An 18016-nucleotide genomic window follows, 5' to 3' on the forward strand; every position below is an offset into this window, starting at 1 on the left:
TTTGAAGTACTAGAAGGAAATCAAAAGATTATAATTGAGACTTAATCGGAAAAATAGCTCAACAAGTTATCTAGACTCTGTAGCTATTTTTCATGGTTGCGGTAACTATCAGGTGTGTGCTACTTGGCTGGTACCCAAGTACACCGCCTGGTTACCGATTTCTTAGATAGGCTCAACAACGAAATCTGATGCATCGAAGGCTCCACGGTTTACCCCTGCCACAAAGGCAAGGTTTTCAGATTGAGCAGGAGTAAAGCCTTCAGTTAAAACGTAGATGTGAGTACCACTAACTCCATTAATTGTGGTGTTCTGGAACCCTAAATCTGCAAATTCAAGACCCTCAAGCAAGAAGTAGTCAGTACCATTTTGGAAGTCGGCAATCCAGTCGCCAACAGGAGGAGCAATAATTGGCTCACCCGGATCAATTGGCTCTGGTACAAAGTCTGTAAATAGTAACTGGAAGAAGTCAGTGTCAGCTCCGCCAGTCAATGTGTCGCGTGCGGTTTGGGTTTCTGAATCTTCTCCACCAAACAGAAGGTCAACGCCAGCGCCGCCGATAACACGGTCAACGCCAGCCCCACCATCGAGGAAGTCATCACCAGCGCCACCATTGAGAACATCATTACCAGCGAGACTTTCAGCTACACCGAAGTCGCCGTAGATAGTGTCATTACCACCGAGTCCGCTTAGGTTGTCAGCATCCTCGCCACCATCGATGTAGTCACCCTCAATGCCACCTCTGATGGTTTCTAAACCAGCACCACCCAAGAGAGTACTAATACCAGCGCCACCATCAAGAACGTCGTTACCGTCACCGCCATCAAGGAAGTCAACACCTTCTCCACCCAAAAGGGAGTCATTACCAGCATAGCCGTAGAGGGTATCATCGCCATCACCACCCAAGATGGTATCAGCACCGCCCGAAGCCAAGCTGTCACCTTCACCATAGAGAGTGTCATTACCCTCTGCGCCATCGATGTAGTCAGCACCCCCGGAAATGGTATCGTCTTTTGTGCCATCTCCATACAGTTCATCATTAGAGAAGCTACCAATTACGGTGTCATTACCAGCACCACCCTGTGCAGTATCCTCAAAACCACCATAGACCCAGTCAGCACCAGCACCACCATCTATAAAGTCTTTGCCGTCGTTGACATCATCAGCATCTGTACCACCATAGAGGGTGTCATTACCGCCTTCACCATAAAGTGAGTCCTCGCCTGCATCCCCAAATAATCTGTCATCACCGCCTCCACCATACAGCTCATCTTTATCGTTTCCACCTCGAAGGAGGTCATTTGCGCCTAAGCCATATAAGGTGTCATCGCCTCCAAAACCGCGTAGGGTATCGGCATTTGATGTTCCTGTAAGGGTATCGGATAATTCTGTTCCGTTTCTGATTGCCATAAGCTAATCCTTGTTTTCAAACAGTATTTTGCAAAAATACTTGAACATGCTGGATGCACAGTACAAAATCAGTTGTTGTAGTTCTCACCAGTTCCCCTCTCCTAAGTTTGGGAGAGGGGCGCCAAAGGCATGGTGAGAAGATATCCTACAAAGTCATCGAACATATATTGTATAACCAGATAATTGAACATTTTTAGTTAAAATAGCAATGCAAAGATAAAGAGTCCTAGCCTCCCAGCAAAGTTGGAGAAACACAAGACAATAAGAATGCAAACATGTTAAACAATGAGTTATAACACGTCTTTACTTAACACTTTATTTTCTTGCTGAAGGCTTGTATTTTCTATCAATCAACACTTAGATATTCAAGAATCAATCTAAATAACAAAGCCTTTTGGGTAGACTCTTTTGTAAGAGAAGGTGTTGCAATTACAAAGTAATCGCTTTATTCGGTTTATGTATTTAGCTCTAGAGCAATTAGTAATTAAAACTTTAGCCCTAGAAACAAATCATATTGACAGGTCAACGTAATCAGCACAAACTTTTATAAGTGTCAATAAGAGCAAACATAAACTTGAAGCTACATTTTTGTTTGCAGTTATTGATAGAGGATAGGATGATTTAATTTTAGCTTGGGCTTGATGAATTTTTTAAAATCTTGTTGACAGACGATGGCATAATGTATCACGTACATTGGTAATCGCATCAAAGACATTGTTTTGCACCCTTTATTTTTACAAACGAGTTCAAAAAACCCACCTGCGATTGAAATCGCAGTCTCATAGCCAAAGTCTGCTTAAGCAGACTGCTTGATTTATTAAAGTCGTCTTCAGACGATTTGTGCTATTAGCTAAGGGTTTAAAAACTTAGCAGTATATTGAAAAATTTGGAATTCTCCTGTCATAAAAGACATTCGCTAAACTAGCCCATAGAACACTACATGGTCTATTGACCTGAAGATAGCTGTCAGTTGAATCACTAGGAACGACCAAATTTGGCAGATCCACTAGAAATTCAGATGCATCTACGGACCCTAATAGCCTTAGTTGCTAGTTATAAAAAAGCGCCCTTTTTTAAGTACAAAATATTAAATTTTTGTGCCTAAAAATACGTCATGGCTAGAATTTTGTATCATATTGATACTATCTAGTAACAGTAACTGGCAACTTATGTTAATAATTAAGTTGTAGATTAAACAACTAAATAAAAATCGAAAAATAAGTACAGCTTCATTAATGATTCTGCTAAAAATATCTTTCAATTTTTAATTTCCCTTTTTATTTATTATAGATTTTTTTAGAACACGCTAATAATTCTTATGCTAACAGACTAGATTTGTCAATATATTTGATTGATTGTGATCATAAAATATATTTATTAAGACAATATGTTAGCTAACTGAGAAACTCGGCTCAAATTCAGTGCTTTGAATGTCAAAACCTAAAAAATGTTTAACTGGTAAATAAGTGAAACGGATACACAAGTTTCCTGTTTGGTATAAATTATTATTCAGTCTTCGCACACATATCCTGTTTGGCTATGTGGTGTTGATGGTGTTTTCTAGTACAGTAGCAATAATTACAATCAATCACGTTCTACTTTTCAGTCTAGAAAAGCGGATTGAGAGGTCTCTGCTGCAAGAAATTAAAGAATTCCAACAGTTGACTAGAGGAATAAATCCTAAAACTAATCAGCCTTTTGGAAATGATATTCGTTCTATTTTTAAAGTATTTCTTAATACTAATATCCCTAGTGACGATGAAATTTTGCTAACACTTTTGAACGGTAAAATTTATAAGTCCAGTCCGAGAGCAGTTCCAAGATGGTTAAAAGAAGATTCTTATTTAGTAGAATATTTAGCTCAGTTGAAAACGACAAAGCAAGACCAGTTCAAAACGAATGAAGGTATCATAATTTACCGAGCAGAACCAATTATTAGGGGAAGAATTCACGGGGTATTCGTGGTAATTCAATCCACTGCTAGCGAACGTTGGGAGGTAGCTGAGGTAATTACCATCATGGCTAAGGTGACGTTTGTTGTGGCGATTTTAGCTTCATTATTAGCTTGGATAATAGCTGGAAGGGTACTGACACCCCTACGTTTGCTTACCGAAACTGCTCGTTCGATTAGCGAGTCTGACCTGATGCGACGCATTCCTGTTAGAGGTTCAGGGGAAATAGCAGAACTAACTATTACTTTCAACGAGATGTTGCAAAGATTACAAGCAGCATTTTCTAGCCAAAGAGATTTTATTGATGATGCAAGTCATGAGCTGAGAACACCGATCACTATTATCCGGGGTCATTTAGAATTACTGGGTGATGACCCTCAAGAGCGACAAGAAACAATACAATTAGTCACTGACGAATTAGATCGCATGAGTCGGTTTGTTAATGACTTACTATTATTAGCTAAAGCTGAACGACCAGATTTTTTAAAGTTAAAAACGGTAGAACTAAGTCTACTCACCGAAGAAGTTTACACGAAAGCAAAAGCTTTGGCTGTTCGAGACTGGTGCTTAGAAACTGTAGCTAATGGTTACATTTCGGCTGATCCTCAGCGGTTGACTCAGGCAATTACCAACTTAGTTATGAATGCTACTCAGCACACCAAAGAAAGTGATGCGATCGCACTGGGATCAGCCATAACCGATAATAAGTTGCGTTTCTGGGTACGTGACACAGGTGAAGGAATTTCTCTATCTGACCAAAAACGCATCTTTGAACGCTTTGCTCGTGGTTCTAGCAATCCCCGTCGTTCTGATGGTGCTGGTTTGGGCTTGGCTATTGTCAAGAAAATTGCAGAAGCTCATGGTGGTTCGGTTGAACTGTTGAGCCGTCAAGGTAATGGCTCTACTTTTACTATAGTTATTCCTTTGAACCCAGTGAAGAAGGTCGTTGTATGAGTCGAATTTTAATCGCAGAAGATGAACCTCGGATTGCTAATTTTTTGGAGAAAGGTTTTAAGGCTAATGGGTTTACTACTACTGTAGTTTCCGATGGTGAGCAAGTTATTTTTATGGCTTGTAGTGGTGATTTTGATTTGTTGATTTTGGATATTGGTCTTCCTGGAAAAGATGGATGGGTAGTATTGGCAGAATTGCGCGGACAGGGACAACAAATACCTGTAATCATTCTTACTGCTTGTGATGCGATAGAGGACAAAGTGAATGGTTTGGAAGGAGGAGCTGACGACTATGTTACTAAACCGTTTCGATTTGAAGAACTTTTAGCGAGAGTTCGTCTGAGATTACGTAATTATCAGCCCAAGGGTGAAGATAAGATGTTGCTGAGTTTGGGTGATATTGTTCTTGACTTACGTACTCGTCAGGTGAGAGTGTATAACCAACCGATTGAACTATCAGCCAAAGAGTTTATCTTAGCTGAAACTTTTATGCGTCATCCTGGACAAGTCCTGAGCCGACAGCAACTACTTAGCCATGCTTGGGGTTATGACTATGACCCAAGTACTAATGTTGTTGATGTCTATGTTGGTTATCTCCGTAAAAAATTGGGTGGCGATCGCATTGAAACAGTTAGAGGTATGGGCTATCGGTTACGTTTATAAGAAAATTCTCATCAAAAACTTAATTCTAATTTATTGTTGTCAGCAAAAATGATAAATATTAGAACACAATAAATTTTCCCTTTTAATCCCTATTAAGACTACTAGAGTCGCAGTTAAGTATAAAGTAACTAAAAAAATCTGTTTTTTTCACAGACTTCGCACTGAGGTAGATATGTAATTTTTTTAATGCTAATTTAATACAAAATAAGCCAGGAATTGATCCCTGGCTTAAACACTCATGTAGTCAGCGTTGATTTACTGATACTGATACTGATATTGAGTAGCAATTCCTGGGGGTAAGAATGCATCTTCTAAATCAGCCCCTAGCAGGTTTGCTCCTTCTACATTGGCTGTTGTGAGATTTGTTTTTTGTAAATCTGCTTTCTGTAGATTTGCTCCAGAGAGATTCGCTCCTTGCAAATTAGCTCCTTCTAAATCTGCATCATATAGGTTTGCTCCAGATAGGTTTACTCCAGATAGGTTTGCTCTGCTTAAATCTACTCCTTGCAAATTAGCTTTTTGTAGGTTAGTTCCCTGTAAATTTGACTTTTCTAATTCTGCTTTTAGTAAGTTTGCACCTTCCAAATTAGCTCCCAGGAGGTTTATTCGTTCCAGTTGTGCTTCAATCAAGTTACATCCAACACATTCATTAGTTGTTAATAAACGTCTAACATTTGCTGCTACGGGATCTACGAACCATGTTGTTGGAGGTGTCGCAGGAGCAGGAGATACTACAGGAGCAGGTGTAGATTCTGTAGGTGCGGGTAGGGTTTCTGACTGAGCTAGAGCGTTGGGCTGGTTAAAGAAAGAAAATCCCGCTACCAATACAACAAATACAGCACTTACAATCCAGGAAGTTAATTTTTTGGAATTTGGTTTATTCATTAGTTTATTCCTCTTGAACTTGGTAATCTTTTTTATCTGCTTTGAGTTCACCTTGATTTCAAGATAGAACTAATCAAACTCTGAAAGCAAATATTATTATTTTTCCTAACTATAGACAAAAGTGATGATTTTCTTTTTCCCTGCTCCCCTGCTATCTCAATGTACAAATTCAATACCTAACAGCTTATCTCTAGAGATTTTCTAACCTATCTCGATTCACCCAACGATTGACAAACTCGTTGTTTTGTTTATGTACCCTTACTTGTATTTGCTTTGAGCCTAACTTGACTACTTCTACAGGAATTCTCTGGACGTTGTTAGAATCAGCACGAGCTTTATAAAGCCAAACTACTTTTTGTCCGATTAAGTAGTCAGGATATTTGCTGATATTTGGTGCTTCATCCGCCCATGCGCTTAAAGGACTTACTAGATTGAATAAAAGCATTAAGACGACTAAAGCCATTTGTAAAAGTTTCATAGTCTTCAACAGTTATCAGTTCTCAGTTCTCAGTTCTCAGTATAAGACGGGCTGATTGTTTTTATTGGAAGTTAGAGTTCCCTCACTTCTAAAAAAGTCCATTTCAAGAGGGGTCTAAATAAGTGTTTAAAAACTTGATAACTGTTCACTTGCCTAACGTCTATTTGAAAAGCGTTGCGACACTGGGTACAAGTTCAAAAGTACCGCTCTTCATCATAATTGAGAATCCCAGCCACATTAGCACAAATGGGAAGATTTTTCGACCATAGCGAGCCATAAGTGGAGCCATCAGAGGATTACGAGTCAGATTGTAAGAGAGTAAGCACCATAGTCCAACAGTCAAATAGCAAACACACAATATCACTCCCAAACTTGGCAGATTAGTAGTAGCAAACAAAGGTACATAAATACCAATGTTATTTCCTCCATTCGCAATAGTGACTGCTGAAACGCGGTAAGTTTGGGGATCGCGTAGAGTTGCTAATAATGATTTTTTATGACGTCTAGGTTTGAATGATTTACTAAAATTAACTGACACATCTTGTATGGTATCGCTATCGTCATCTTGACTCATCAAATTACTGATACCAATTATAATTGGCAGAATACCTAGAAGTCCAATCCAAGCTTCTGGAAGAAATAAACCGCCAAAAAAACCAGGTAAACTAGCAAATACTAATGCTGTAAATCCAACAAATTCGCCGATAATAATGTGCTTAGGATGAAAGGTGTGATTAACTTTTCCAAAAAAAGCCGTCAAGTAGATATTGTCATCAAAAGTAGTTGCAAAAGCGGCAGAGATGCCAATAATTAAAGTACCAATTAGCCAACTCATAGTTTCTGCTCACAAAAGTTCAAAATTAATTCTTTCATCCTTTTCTGCTGCTAAGAAGTGAGGGCAGTTCAGGAGACAATTGAGATGTTTTTATTTATGTGCGATCGCCATTAATTAGATTTGAGATTTATTTCTTAACAACTTAGCTTGTTTTTAATATTATGGTTTCAGCCGGATAAGAGCAAATATTCTTTTTTTTGAAAATAATAAACAGAATTTATGAAAAAACTTTGGTCTTTGGTAAGGATTTTAGGGTTATTTACTTTCTGTAATCATAGTTAGGTTTATTCCTACCAACTTACTTATCTAGCTTTTTAAGTTATGTAGAAACTGCGATTCACTGCAAACATAACTGTACAAACGGGAGAATAAATTGTAATTATCAAAATTGCTGTAATGATGAGTATTTCTGACTTCAAAAAATCAGCACAGATTATGCAGAATCCCGGAAAGCTTCTTTAGACTCTGCGATTAAACATATACTAATCAGCCCTACTGTAATTACGGTTAAACCACGATTTTCTAAAGTGTGGCTATCAATCAAAATATAAATGCCCAATCCCATAAGGATGAAAGGAACAAAATAATTGCCATAGCGCGTAAAGAGTTTGGCAAGTGTGGGGACTTGAGTAAAGCGATAAGCAGTATAACACCAAACTGCAACTAATGAAAAGAAAACTGCCAGAATTACTCCCAAATCTTCCCATGTACAACTAGCAAACAATGGCACGTAAATACTAAGGTTATCACCACCATTAGCGATGGTGACAGCAGCAACCCCATAAGCTTGAGGAGAAAACAGACTAGCTAGCCAAGAATTTGCAGTCTCTTCCGGTTCTAGTGAGGTTTGATCTTCATCACTAGCTGGATTGAGCAAACGATTAATACCAATAGCAATGGGAACCGTACCCAAAAGCCCAATCCAAGACTCTGGGAAAAGCCTACCACCAAAGAAACTAGGTAAACTAGCAAGCACAAGTGCAGTAAAGCCAAGATACTGTCCAATGACAATATGTTGATGTCGGAAAGTTGCACTCACCTGGGAGAAAAACAGTAGTAGAACTACGATATCATCTAGATTGGTGGCAGCAAAGGCAGCAAATCCAGTTGAAATCGCACCGATGAAGTCATCCATTGTGATTTTTAGATTTGAGATTTTGGATTGTGGATTTGAATTGAGAATATAGCTGCTAATTTAATGATGTAAATTCACTTTTTCAGAAGTGCAGCAGTTAACTCAGAGCGAGATTCGACTCTTTGTTGTTGGGGGTTTTTCTGAGCCGCTTTGACAATTTCATCTAACTCTAATTGAAAGAGTCTGGTATTATCGCCACCACCAGCGGAGATCCAAGGCATTCTACCATCCCATTTGGCGATCGCTTGACGTTGTAAAATTGCAGGAGTCAGTGATTCTACAATTAATCGATGGGCTTGAGCTTCTCCCTTTGCTAAATTCACTCTTGCTTTGGCTTGTTTTTCTGCTTTAATAGCCAAAAATCCTGCCCTTTTCGCTTCTTGTTCAGCAATTTGTTTAGCTTCTACTGCTTTATTAAAATTTTGGGAAAAATGAATATTTACCAGAGAAATATCATCTATTTCTATGTCGTAATTTCCTAATCGAGACGTTAAATCTTGATCAACCTTAGCTTTTACATCTGTACGTGCAGTGATAATTTCTTCTGCTGTATAGCTCGCCATTACAGACTTCAAAACTTCTTTGACAGCCGGATTAATAATTCGGTAAACAATGGCTTCTTGATTACCAATACGCTGAAAAACTATATTCACTTTTTCTTGACTAATGTGCCAATTTAAAGCCACATCTGTGTAAACATTTTGCAAATCTTTAGATAAAGCTTCCGTGGATATTTCCTGATTTTGTACTCTTACACTCAGCTTTTCTACAGTATTAACAATTGGTATGACTGGATGAATTCCTTCATTGAGAATTTCTGGTTGTACTTCGCCAAACTTTATTAAAACTCCTCGTTGTCCAGGATTGACAATCACAAAAAAGCTACAAATGATCGTCAAAACGCACAGTAACAACACTATTCTGACTATTGCTTGAATATCTTTATTTGGTTTTGAAACTGAATTGGAATGAATAAATCCCGTTTCTAAACCAGAACTCTGATTATTTCTTGTTGTTAGAGATTCGAGATTCATAATTTAAATTTCCTAAGATAAATATACTTTAGCTATGCACATCAATAGTTGATTTCTCAACTAAATTTTTGTCTTCAATCAGGTTATCTCCTATTTTTTTCATAGCTATCAAAACTCAATACTTCCTGAACTTCTGGTGTCGCCCGCTTAGAAAATCCCCAAGTAAATAGGACAACAATTAGTGTCAGCATCATCCATTGCGGTGGTACATGATCTGGAATTAATGCTTTAAACATCAATCTCACACCTACACCAAACACAGTTAAATAAGCAGCATCTAGTAAATAAGTAAACTCAGAAAGCCAACGTACAAACAAACCAGCCATAAAGCGTAGAGTAATGATACCAATAACGCAACCAGTCACAACTAACCATGTTTGACTGGAAACTGCAACTGCGGCGGTGACACTATCTAGAGAAAAAGCTAAATCTGTAACAGCAATTAAGAGAATAATTTGTCCAAATGTACAATTTGCATGTTTGGAAGAGTTATTAATTTCTTCTACTGCTGCATTAGGATCAAAATATTGCCAAAAATGCTTTCCTGATAGCCATACTAGATAGAGCGCACCTCCCAATTCAAACTGCCAAAATTGAATCACCCATGTTGCTGTAAAAAGTAAAGAAATCCGTAGAACAAAAGCAATTATTAATCCCCAATTTAAAGCTTGACGTTGTTTTTGTGGATCTTCAATATCTTGCACTAAAGCTGCTAATGCAACTGCATTATCAGCAGATAAAACTGTTTCTAAGGCAACTAGTACTAATAAAATTCCAAACGTCTTGATGGATAAATCTGCACCGTAATGTAAGTGTCCATTTAACTGTTCCAACATCCTGATTTCTCCAATAATGACTAAACTCAGATATTGAGTTATCAAACAAAAGTTCTTGTTAAGAGAATGGGGCTAGAATTGCGGACTTTAACATCTTAATTTAGAAGTTATATCAGTTCCAGCCCTATGTAATTCTCAGAAAAATTTAACTCAATCTTTAGCTAACTAGTGTTATTACAATCTCGAATTTAGCCATTATCTCCGCCAGTTAATGTATTGGGAATTCGAGAATCAACAAAAGCTTGTGATACATTGGGAATAAACCAATCCTCATCACCAGGCTTAACAATTTTGGCATTGGGAAGATTTAATTCCAATTCCGAAGTATCTGTATTTTTCTTGACTAAAAGTTGAGTACCATCCATAATCTTGACTGCAACAGCACCAGCTTTATCTAATCCTGCAACTTTCACATCACTAGGTAGGTAAACTCCTTGACAATCCCATTGATCTGGTGTAGTTTGATCATTTGCTAAAAAGTAAAGTTGATTGCTGGTTCCAGATTCTTCCGACTCTTCACCAGCATTACCGTATATTGCCAAATTACCACCACTTTCGTTACGACATTGTCCCCAAGCGATCCCTGATTCTATTGCTGCTTTTTGGAACTCTAATTCATCAATTTGGCGTTGCACATCTGCGGGGATCGTACCTTCAGCACTTTTCTTCAGTTCCTTGATCGTTTTCGTCACTTCAATATAATCTGGGTTCTTGCTAAACTTAGGTCTATCTGCCCAAGAAGGCTGGGCGATAAGTAAGTTGACAAACAGAACTGCGATCGCAAACGCAACTTTCAGAAATTTCATGATTCTTCTCCTTTCAAACTAGAGATTTTTCGGCAAACTTTAACGCAAACTTGGCGTTTGATATCTACATGAGGTTGTATTAATGGGAAAATTTGTCGTTTGATGTTGTTTGAGTCTGACTTCGTTGGAAACCTTAGTTTTACTTTAGGTTTGATTACTCATACGATCAAACGTAATTTTTTTTGGAAACAATAATCAGAAGTAATTAAATTTGCCACAAAAACTTCCCAAACTCACCGTCACCGATGCATAACACTTGATTAATACGCTGCAATAAAGCTATAGACTAGGCCAGAAAATGCCAGTAATGTCATCACTGTGTAGGTAAAGTCTCTCTGCTGTACAAAAGCAAATACCGAAAGTGCAACACGAACCACGGGAATAGCAATCAATTGTAGAAGTCCAAATATAATAATGCTATTGTGGCTACCTGATAAAATACCTGTAATTACAAGACTGGGAGCATCTAATACTGATGGTTGTCCCTGAAAAAACTGATAGTTAGCAGGTTCTGTACCATAGTAAATTAAGTATAAAATTCCACCTATTAATACTGTAGAGTAGGCAATCAAAATACCATATCTTAATAAGTTAGCAATCAACTGCTCAAACTCTTGCTCGTTGGATGCCTTTATACAGTCATTTTGACGCACAGATTTAGAAATATTTTGTCCATCATTATTGCTAGTATCAATATTATGAAAATTAGATAGATGCATTCTAAATTCCCCCAGCTAAATTGTTGTAGACCATTTTCACTGCCATAACCACCAACACTAAACAAAAGACTATTCTCAGAGTTTGAGTATTTGCTCCGACTAAGGCTTTTGCACCTAATAAAGCACCAGGTAATACACCCAACATTACTGGCATTGTTACCCCTGGTTCAATGTAACCCCATGCTAGGTACAAACTTGCCGATGCTGCTGCTGTTACACCAATCATAAAATTACTGGTACTGGTGGAAACTTTAAATGGAAGACCCATAGCCTGATCCATTGCTAAAACCTTGAATGCACCAGAACCAATCCCAAGTAACCCAGAAAGTACTCCAGCTACCAACATGATGCAAAACCCAATTGGTACGCAATTAACTTGGTAAGACATGAGTCCATCAGAAGTTGGATAAGTGCTATTGAGTTTGAGATTTGTAGCTAGGGGATCAAGTGATTTATGATCATCATGTTTAGACTTTGGTCGCCCTGATAGATAAGCTGAATACAATAAAACTATCGCCAGTACAATTGTCAGTGCTTTAATAGAAATAAACGAAGCAATGAAAGCTCCGATTAATGCTCCGCTTATGGTTGCAACTTCTAAAAACATTCCCAATCGCAGATTAGTGTAACCTTTTTTGATATAAGTAGATGCAGCCGCGCAAGAAGTTGCAATTACAGACACCAGTGAAGCACCAATAGCATATCTAATATCAATTCCAAAAACTGAAGTTAATAAGGGAACAATGACAACTCCACCTCCTAAGCCAGTTAGCGCCCCTAAAAAGCCAGCAATAAATGAGCCAATACAAATTAACAGGGAAAATTCTAGGATGTTCACAAATTATCCCTCACTTAAATAGATGTATAAAAAATTGTGGTTTTCTTAATTACTATTTTATTAACTATAAATAGTTAAAAATTAATACCAAGACAGGTAAAATATTACTTAACTATGGAAGTTGTTGCTCACCAATTTCGTTTCCAGGTATAAATGGAAACAATAATTTGAGCTTTTGGCTGTGAATAAAAATGGTGTAATACATTAAAAAACCTAGTTTTACTCTAAATTTTTTAGTATAAAGAATCAAATACTATTTTTTTTCAAAATAATAATCAAAAGTAATACCTCAGATATAGCTCTAAAGATATAGCTGTAATACTCCATCCATAACAATCATCTGAAAATTGAGTATAATTTACAACTTAATTTTCTATGCGATCGCAGAACTTTTCGGTCTACTAAGAGTCACAAATTCAGCTTAAATATTCAACTGTAATAAAAAGTAAATCAGAGTTGTTAGCAGAGAAGGAAAAAGCAAGAATTCAGTTGTTGCAGGCGATCGCTATTCAGGAAAAATAGAAGGGTATAAAATTATCTTTTTTTACCAATCGACCAGTTATTATATTTCAGCTATCACCGCCATAATATTTCTCCAACCATTCCAACAAGCCTTCCTCAACAGGTGTCAAGTAAGTCTGTCGTCCCAAAGATTCCAAGACTGTGTAGGCACAACGATCTAGTATTCCATAATCACGCAAACGCTTGATACGTTTTTTGATTTGTGGTAGTTGGCGATGTGCTTCGGGAGAATCAATTTTGTTGAGGTTTTCAGGTTTCACGTTTAGAGTAGTGTCATGAACTTCCACTTCTACACTAAATTCTTTAAGGACAACTGCGATCGCCCAACAGCCATTATATTTGCGTTCAGTACCCTCTAACCTGGTTAAGGTAAATACGTCACCTATTTGGCAAAAATCACTGGCAAGAAGCAGAGGTTTTTCCTTCAGTTGTTCTACAATTCCCTTGATAATGCGTCCGCTAGGAACTTTACCGCCTGCTTCTTCTACACCCTGTAACCATACAGCTGCTTGAAGTTCTGGTTCCAAATTCCCTTTAGCCAAATCACGTAACTGACGTTCGTTGGTCGGCATGGGAGTTTGCCGACCATTGGTCGGCAAAAAATTCTGAATATTGTCATAGACAACAGCAGCTGCAATCTTTAGGTAAGCAGTATCGCGACTATAATTAAAGCGATCGCGACAGTATTCCTCAAAAGTTCTGTGAGTACTCCGGTATAGCCGCCGTTCCCGCAGTTCCCTTAAGGCAGAACCCGCTTCAAAAAATGCCCGTTCTATTTTTAGCTCCAATCTGTGCCGATCAGCTTTTTCCTCCTCGTTTAGCTCCGACCCCACTTTGGCCGCAACAACTACAGTATCAGCTGTGGCTAATCCTGACTCTGTTGCAAATTCTTCAGAGTGTTTAGGTTGATGCTCTACTAACTCTTGGTCAGAAGAATTACAGATTGTAGTCACTGAAATTTCAGTATCACTTCTTTTGACCTGTTTCTCACTTTTGTTTACATTAACTTCTTGACCTGGTTTTAATTTAAGTTTTCCAACTGTCATAATTGATACCTTAAAAAACAGCTGAAACTTTTGTACGAAAAATTCTCAGTTCAGGATACGGTTGTTATCAGTTTTTACACTATATTTCACTCTCCTATGTTTGAGTAAAATTGAACACAAGATGCTGGGATAAATTTAACAAAAGTAAGTGTTAAATTAGCCTGATGATGCTCTTCGGATTTGTCCTTCAAAGACATGCATTGTCCCGTCTGCATCAAACAAATTAAATCTCCCGACCAAATTTGCAACACTGACACAAGCATCAATGAAATACCCACTAATCCATTCCCCCGCTGCCGTCAACACTTCGACTGGCTGAAGTTTACAATTGTTTGATTTTATACTTATATCTTTTTGGTTTACATCTTGCTCTGTCTGGGCATTAGCATTTGGAAAATTTGAGCAAAAATTCAAATTTATACTTGATTTAGCAGTAGATTGACGTACAACTCCAGATAGTACTTCTGTAGCATTACCATTTGATAGTACAGAGGTTGTTACATCATTTCCTCCAAGGAACTCGGACGAATCATCATCGTAACTATTGCCTAAAATTTCTATATTTGACCATTCATCCGTTGACAATTGACTCTCCAATTGACAGTTAGTATCAATCAAATCAGTACCTTCTTCGGTGGGCATTTGAGCGTTTGAATTGACAAATTGACATAACTCTACATCTTCCAGTCGTAATAAGGAATTTGAGTCGCAGCTAGTAAATTTCTCTGAATAAACAGGTGTTACCAGATTTGTGTCAAATGAGTCAATTTCATTGTCAAATCCAGGAGTGTTCTGGGTTTGAAGGATTGACACAGGTGTCAAATCTTTGTCAATTTTGTCAATTTCGTTTAGTGGTATACTATTTGGCACATAGACTAAGTTAGACCCTTTATTTTTAACGTGACCCCAACCAGCAGCAGCCATCATTTCCATCAGTTGCCGGATTTCAAAAGTCGGTTTTTTGCGGAAAGCGCGGATGCTACTCTTGAGCATAGAAGCTGTAGCTTCTCCTAAACGTTCAGCCACCTTCTGGATTTTCAGACCCCAAGACATTAGCCCAGATTCTGGAGAGTTTTGAGCATGAATTGATTTATGTTGCCAGAGAAAATAAGCTGCTAGCTCAATAGCCTTTTCCATCGTGTCACCACAGATGACTTGAGTTGGAGTTTCACCTCTTAAGACAGCATTGACAATGTGTAACCATAGTGCTATTCGCGCTGTGTAAGCTTCAATTTTTGGGTAGACTACCCTCAGTCCATAGGACTCCTCAGCAACTTGGGCATCTACAAGAGAATGCTGCCATGTCTCAAAAAACACAGCCGCTTGCGTACTTAAAAAGTAATCTTGTTCTGGCACTAGGCCAAGTTTTATGTAAAGCTGACGTAGTGCTTGGGAAATACCAGTATCGACAACACTACTTTCTCCAACTAACCGTAGATAACGTTTGGGAGACTTGGCAGCACAGAACAGCCATCGGGCAAAATTGCCATTGCTGTCGTTGTGATCACCCATCATATTAGCTAAAACTTCCCACTGGATACTGCCCGTACGTGAGATGGCACTTTTAGGTAAGCACACAGATTTGTCTGATCGGTCATAGATTATTGCAGCTCCATTGAATTGATCGAGTTCCTGCTCTTCATCAGCCCCTAGCCCACCGCGATATTGATTACGGGTTTTGAATAAGCCTGCTACCTCATCCCGGTAGTAGAGCAGTCCACGAGGATTTTCACTATGAATTCGCTGTAATGTTTCCAGTGTGATGTCCTTAGTTAAGTAGCGCTGGCGAGTGGGTGCTGTTGCTGGCTCCTGTTGTGAAGAGTCCTGCTTTTTTCCTTTATTGACTGTTTGTAGCTTATTGTATTCAGCCAATTCGATCCGATAGCGCTCAAAAGCCTCAGCTTCTAATTCCACCAAGGGATCAATAATTAACCGTTGCGCTGGAGTTTTCATATAACCAGAATCAGCCACAATACTTGTCCACATCACCATCGGTTGAGCGTATTTTGCAGATGGCTTGACAATTATTCGTGCTGCTGACCCAATTCGAGATGCCGCAGTTCCCAAGAGTGTCGTAAATAAAAACTCCGGGGCTGTCGGCATGGCCTGGGCGGTATCCATCAAAAGTTGAGCAAACTCAGGTTCAAGTAATCGTGTAAGGTCAAGTTCTTGGGGATGAGTTTTAAGCAGAGATGAAAGCTTTTGTGTGGCAACTAAAGTGTCAGTTTGCAAATCTGCTTCAAAAGTAAGTAGTTTAGCGAACTGCTCAATTTGCCGATAAGGACATCCTACCTCAGCAGCCAACTCCATTAATGCTCCTGCTCGTCCTGATTCGGAATCACAACTGCTCAAAATTTCTAGAATGCGTTTGTGCAGTGCGACATCTGCAATAGTCGGCTTCTTGCTAACACTGGAAACATTACCAAACCCAGGATTTCTAGGACGCCTACCAGAACTAGCCAATGAAATTTGATTCGGCTTAATACAAGTGTTCCAATACCAAGCCCGAATACAAGTTTCTACACCATTCGGAGTACAGCTGGGTTCAGGGTGGTCTTTTTGGGCTGACTTCCAGATAGCATCAACTTCTTTGGCTGGTAGTGGTGGGTGACAACGACTAGCGTAGTCTTGTAACATTAGCTGCGGATCACCGTCAAACAGCTGACCGATCTTAATAAGGTAATTGGCAGCGCCAATTAAGTCTCGTGCTAGTTTGGCTCCGTTGTTATTGCGACCCCCCTCGTTTACCCCAAAGTTGAGCAGAGTACGAGACTCTTTACAGAGGCAAACTTCGAGTGGTACTGGCACTGAAACGGGTACAGAAATATCTTCATAGCGAATGTATTGTTGTTCCTGTGCAAACGTTTGGGCTGCTGATTGCACTGCTTTAGGTTCTCGTTGGATTAACTCAGGATTCTGCGACAACGGTACAGAGGAACGCAATTTTTCATAGGTGTAGTTAATACCAGATTGGGAGATGATATCGCACCTTTGCGGCTTTTCCCTTGGTTTGATGTGCCATGCACCAGCTAATCGCATCACTCGACTGGGATTTTTGATGGCTGGGTCAGCGCCAGTGTATGTTAGTAGATCATTTTGCAACTGCTTCCATTCTTCAACCGGGATGGGTTTTTCAAACACCCAGTAAGAATGTACAGATTTGCGAGTCTGGATTTGAAAGGTTGGTTCTGGTAGCGAAAGTCTTTGCCACAAATCTTTCTGTAACTCTATTTCTAGGTCGTCATGTTCAATGAAGACCGCACGGCACAGTTGCACGTCTTCATCTTTGTGACCTCCGCCGTTAATCACAAAATATATGCCGTAACCCTGCTGCTGCCACTCTAAAATTTGTTTGAAGTTGAGTTTATTAGCTTTGCGTCCTGTGTTAGGAGCGTAACGGGGGTCTTCTTTAGGCAAGAAAGCCCGGACATAAATAGCATCACCCCGTTGGTATCCCAAAAGCTGTAGCTGTTTAATCGCTTGTGAGGTATCAATTTCAAGAAAGTCAGAAAAGTCAGATAATGCAAATTTATTAGAGCTTACTTCCATTTCACACGAACTCCGTGAATTTTTAGTTTACAGAGCCGGGGAAACAGCAAAAATAAAGTTCTGTGGGCTTACCATTTGGCCAGAATTTTGTTAAAGTCTAGATAGTTTTGTATCTAGGCTTTTGTTCAACGTAGCTGCTACTGCGTTGGACGTTTGATGACTTTAACAAAGTCCTAGTATTTAGGTTAGGTAAGTCGTAGAGAACTTTATTTTTGCTGTTCTCCTCGGCTTTTTTTTTTGACAGGCATGACGAGCAGGCTGTCAAATTTGAAACTAGCATTGAAAGATTTTAATATCAAGGGGGCAAAATCGCTTATACGCCGGAGTCACAGGTGCTTTATACGCCGGAGTCACAGGT

14 protein-coding genes are annotated in these 18016 nt (G+C 38.9%); 2 read left to right on the top strand and 12 right to left on the bottom strand.

What is annotated here, in order from left to right; all coding sequences use genetic code 11:
* Nucleotides 1-162: 162 nt before the first annotated feature.
* Nucleotides 163-1407: a calcium-binding protein gene (locus B4U84_RS27665; protein WP_131121337.1), complete on the bottom strand. Its 1245-nt coding sequence runs from the start codon at nt 1405-1407 to the stop codon at nt 163-165.
* A 1466-nt stretch (nt 1408-2873) separates the two neighbouring features.
* Between B4U84_RS27665 and B4U84_RS27670 the strand changes: the two genes are divergently transcribed.
* Both B4U84_RS27670 and B4U84_RS27675 read left to right on the top strand, forming a co-directional pair.
* Nucleotides 2874-4313, top strand: coding sequence for a sensor histidine kinase (locus B4U84_RS27670; protein WP_131121338.1), 1440 nt, complete (start codon nt 2874-2876; stop codon nt 4311-4313).
* Complete coding sequence (locus B4U84_RS27675; protein WP_017308533.1) at nt 4310-4975, top strand: response regulator transcription factor; 666 nt, start codon at nt 4310-4312, stop codon at nt 4973-4975. Before B4U84_RS27670 ends, B4U84_RS27675 begins: the two co-directional genes overlap by 4 nt.
* Before the next feature lie 255 nt (nt 4976-5230).
* On the opposite strand, the gene B4U84_RS27680 is transcribed toward B4U84_RS27675, so the two are convergent.
* The 11 genes from B4U84_RS27680 to B4U84_RS27730 all read right to left on the bottom strand — a co-directional run bounded on the left by B4U84_RS27680 (nt 5231) and on the right by B4U84_RS27730 (nt 17658).
* Nucleotides 5231-5860: a pentapeptide repeat-containing protein gene (locus B4U84_RS27680; RefSeq protein ID WP_131121339.1), complete on the bottom strand. Its 630-nt coding sequence runs from the start codon at nt 5858-5860 to the stop codon at nt 5231-5233.
* A 190-nt stretch (nt 5861-6050) separates the two neighbouring features.
* Nucleotides 6051-6338, bottom strand: a complete 288-nt coding sequence (locus B4U84_RS27685; protein ID WP_044451324.1) for a hypothetical protein — start codon at nt 6336-6338, stop codon at nt 6051-6053.
* Between the two features lie 160 nt (nt 6339-6498).
* Complete coding sequence (locus tag B4U84_RS27690; RefSeq protein ID WP_044451323.1) at nt 6499-7173, bottom strand: cadmium resistance transporter; 675 nt, start codon at nt 7171-7173, stop codon at nt 6499-6501.
* Between the two features lie 433 nt (nt 7174-7606).
* Nucleotides 7607-8308, bottom strand: coding sequence for a cadmium resistance transporter (locus B4U84_RS27695; protein ID WP_044451322.1), 702 nt, complete (start codon nt 8306-8308; stop codon nt 7607-7609).
* A 74-nt stretch (nt 8309-8382) separates the two neighbouring features.
* Nucleotides 8383-9342 (bottom strand): prohibitin family protein, encoded by a 960-nt coding sequence (locus B4U84_RS27700; protein WP_044451321.1) that lies wholly within the window; start codon nt 9340-9342, stop codon nt 8383-8385.
* Nucleotides 9343-9425: 83 nt separating this feature from the next.
* Entirely contained in the window at nt 9426-10178 is a 753-nt protein-coding gene (locus B4U84_RS27705) for a MeeY/MeeF family manganese export membrane protein (protein ID WP_131121340.1), read from the bottom strand.
* A gap of 188 nt (nt 10179-10366) precedes the next feature.
* A complete protein-coding gene (locus B4U84_RS27710; protein ID WP_131121341.1) occupies nt 10367-10984 on the bottom strand; it encodes a hypothetical protein in 618 nt (205 codons plus the stop codon).
* Nucleotides 10985-11244: 260 nt separating this feature from the next.
* The gene (locus B4U84_RS27715) at nt 11245-11703 is read right to left on the bottom strand and encodes a DUF1634 domain-containing protein (RefSeq protein ID WP_017308525.1); all 459 of its coding nucleotides are present in this window, start codon (nt 11701-11703) and stop codon (nt 11245-11247) included.
* A 1-nt stretch (nt 11704) separates the two neighbouring features.
* Entirely contained in the window at nt 11705-12541 is an 837-nt protein-coding gene (locus B4U84_RS27720; protein ID WP_044451318.1) for a sulfite exporter TauE/SafE family protein, read from the bottom strand.
* A 569-nt stretch (nt 12542-13110) separates the two neighbouring features.
* Nucleotides 13111-14109 (bottom strand): hypothetical protein, encoded by a 999-nt coding sequence (locus B4U84_RS27725; RefSeq protein ID WP_017308523.1) that lies wholly within the window; start codon nt 14107-14109, stop codon nt 13111-13113.
* A 156-nt stretch (nt 14110-14265) separates the two neighbouring features.
* Nucleotides 14266-17658 (bottom strand): DUF3987 domain-containing protein, encoded by a 3393-nt coding sequence (locus tag B4U84_RS27730; RefSeq protein WP_131121342.1) that lies wholly within the window; start codon nt 17656-17658, stop codon nt 14266-14268.
* Between the last annotated feature and the right edge of the window lie 358 nt (nt 17659-18016).

Source organism: Westiellopsis prolifica IICB1, assembly GCF_004323185.1.
Classification (GTDB): Bacteria; Cyanobacteriota; Cyanobacteriia; order Cyanobacteriales; family Nostocaceae; genus Pelatocladus; species Pelatocladus prolificus_A.

Coding starts and splice junctions, on each gene's coding strand:
- B4U84_RS27665 (WP_131121337.1), bottom strand. CDS start 1,407: ATGGCAATCAGAAACGGAACAGAATTATCCGATACCCTTACAGGAACA.
- B4U84_RS27675 (WP_017308533.1), top strand. CDS start 4,310: ATGAGTCGAATTTTAATCGCAGAAGATGAACCTCGGATTGCTAATTTT.
- B4U84_RS27680 (WP_131121339.1), bottom strand. CDS start 5,860: ATGAATAAACCAAATTCCAAAAAATTAACTTCCTGGATTGTAAGTGCT.
- B4U84_RS27685 (WP_044451324.1), bottom strand. CDS start 6,338: ATGAAACTTTTACAAATGGCTTTAGTCGTCTTAATGCTTTTATTCAAT.
- B4U84_RS27690 (WP_044451323.1), bottom strand. CDS start 7,173: ATGAGTTGGCTAATTGGTACTTTAATTATTGGCATCTCTGCCGCTTTT.
- B4U84_RS27695 (WP_044451322.1), bottom strand. CDS start 8,308: ATGGATGACTTCATCGGTGCGATTTCAACTGGATTTGCTGCCTTTGCT.
- B4U84_RS27700 (WP_044451321.1), bottom strand. CDS start 9,342: ATGAATCTCGAATCTCTAACAACAAGAAATAATCAGAGTTCTGGTTTA.
- B4U84_RS27705 (WP_131121340.1), bottom strand. CDS start 10,178: ATGTTGGAACAGTTAAATGGACACTTACATTACGGTGCAGATTTATCC.
- B4U84_RS27710 (WP_131121341.1), bottom strand. CDS start 10,984: ATGAAATTTCTGAAAGTTGCGTTTGCGATCGCAGTTCTGTTTGTCAAC.
- B4U84_RS27715 (WP_017308525.1), bottom strand. CDS start 11,703: ATGCATCTATCTAATTTTCATAATATTGATACTAGCAATAATGATGGA.
- B4U84_RS27725 (WP_017308523.1), bottom strand. CDS start 14,109: ATGACAGTTGGAAAACTTAAATTAAAACCAGGTCAAGAAGTTAATGTA.
- B4U84_RS27730 (WP_131121342.1), bottom strand. CDS start 17,658: ATGGAAGTAAGCTCTAATAAATTTGCATTATCTGACTTTTCTGACTTT.